The 1,501-nt window shown below is 67.4% G+C and carries 1 protein-coding gene; it reads left to right on the top strand.

From position 1 onward, the window contains the following. The first annotated feature begins 79 nt into the window (after nucleotides 1-79). Nucleotides 80-1,423: an IS1182 family transposase gene (locus HBH26_RS20330; RefSeq protein WP_047867256.1), complete on the top strand. Its 1,344-nt coding sequence runs from the start codon at nucleotides 80-82 to the stop codon at nucleotides 1,421-1,423. Nucleotides 1,424-1,501 lie beyond the last annotated feature (78 nt).

The following is a 1,501-nucleotide window of genomic DNA, read 5'->3' as shown; positions in this document are numbered from 1 at the left end:
CGAGACTGTTGAAAAACGCGTGCTTGCGACGGCGATGGAGGCGTGATTCACTCTTGGCAGACGGCAAGGGATCACGGACATGATGGGACGGCAGGTGGCACAGGGCGCGCTGTTCTACGGCTTCCGGCTTGATGAGCATGTGCCGGTTGACCACCTGCTCCGACGCATCGACGGCGTGTTGGACTTCGGCTTCGTGCGCGAGGCACTGGCGTCGAGCTACAGCGCGAGTGGGCGACCCTCGATCGACCCGGAGCTGATGCTCAGGATGCTGCTGGTTGGCTATCTGTTCGGCATCCGCTCGGAACGGCGTTTGTGCGAGGAGGTGCACCTCAACCTCGCCTATCGTTGGTTCTGCCGGCTTGATCTGGCCGACCGGGTGCCCGACCACTCCACCTTCTCCAAGAACCGGCACGGCCGCTTCCGCACCTGCGACCTGCATCGCCTGCTGTTCGAGCAGGTGGTCGCACGATGCGCCGTGGCCGGGCTAGTGGCGGGGCGCGACGTGGCGGTGGACGGCAGCACGATCATGGCCGACGCCAGCCGCGAGAAGAAGCTGAAGGGGGCCGACGCCGCAGACGAGCTTCGTGGCAGGGAAAGCATATCGCGACCCGTCGCCGAATACCTGGCGGCGCTCGATGCCGCGTTGCCGCCGGGCCCCGACGAACCGGCGCCCGTCGATCCGACCAGCATATCGCCGACCGACCCGCAGGCGGCGCTCACCTGCAAGCACGGACCGGCGCGATACGCATACGCCATCAACCCCCTGCTTGACCTCGACACCGACTGCATCCTCGACGTGGAGGCCACGCCCGCCCGCTTCGCAGCCGAGGTGGCGGCGACCCGGACGCTGGTGTCACGCGCCGGCACCAGGCTGGGCATCGAACCCGCCAGTCTCTCGGCCGACAAGGCGTATGGTAGCGGTCCGCTGCTCCGCTGGCTGATCGACCGGAACATCACGCCATACATCCCGGTCATCGACCGGACCCGCCAGCGGGACGCCTTCTTCACCCGGGATGCCTTCCGCTACGACCGGGAAGCGGATGCCTACCGCTGTCCGGCGGACAAGCTGCTCGGCTATTGCGGCACCAACCGGACCAAGCAGGTGCGCGTCTACCGAAGCCGGCCGGCCGATTGCGCCGCCTGCGAGCTGAAGCCGCAATGCACCATCGGTCCGAAGCGGGGTGTCACCCGGCTCGTCAGCGAGGAAGCCCGCGATACCGTGCGCGCCCTTGCCGGCACCGACGCCTATGTGCACGCACGGCGTCGAAGACAGCGGATCGAGCGCGTGTTCGGCCATCTGAAACGCAACCTGGGGCTACGAACGCTCAAGCTGCGGGGCCTGTCAGGAGCCGCCGAGGAGTTCACCATGGCTGCCGCGGCATACAACCTTCAGTTGCTCGCCCGGCAGGCCGCGGCGGCCTGATACGCGGCGTATCCCCGGTGGCCGGCGTCACCAGCCATCCGCCACGCCGATTTCGCGCAAGCCTTTTTCAACGGTCTC

This window comes from Sphingomonas corticis, assembly GCF_012035195.1.
GTDB lineage: Bacteria > Pseudomonadota > Alphaproteobacteria > Sphingomonadales > Sphingomonadaceae > Sphingomonas > Sphingomonas corticis.
This window is presented reverse-complemented; position numbering and strand designations above follow the sequence as displayed.

Excerpts from the sequence above, each read along its gene's own strand:
- HBH26_RS20330 (WP_047867256.1), top strand. The coding sequence starts at position 80 with ATGATGGGACGGCAGGTGGCACAGGGCGCGCTGTTCTACGGCTTCCGG.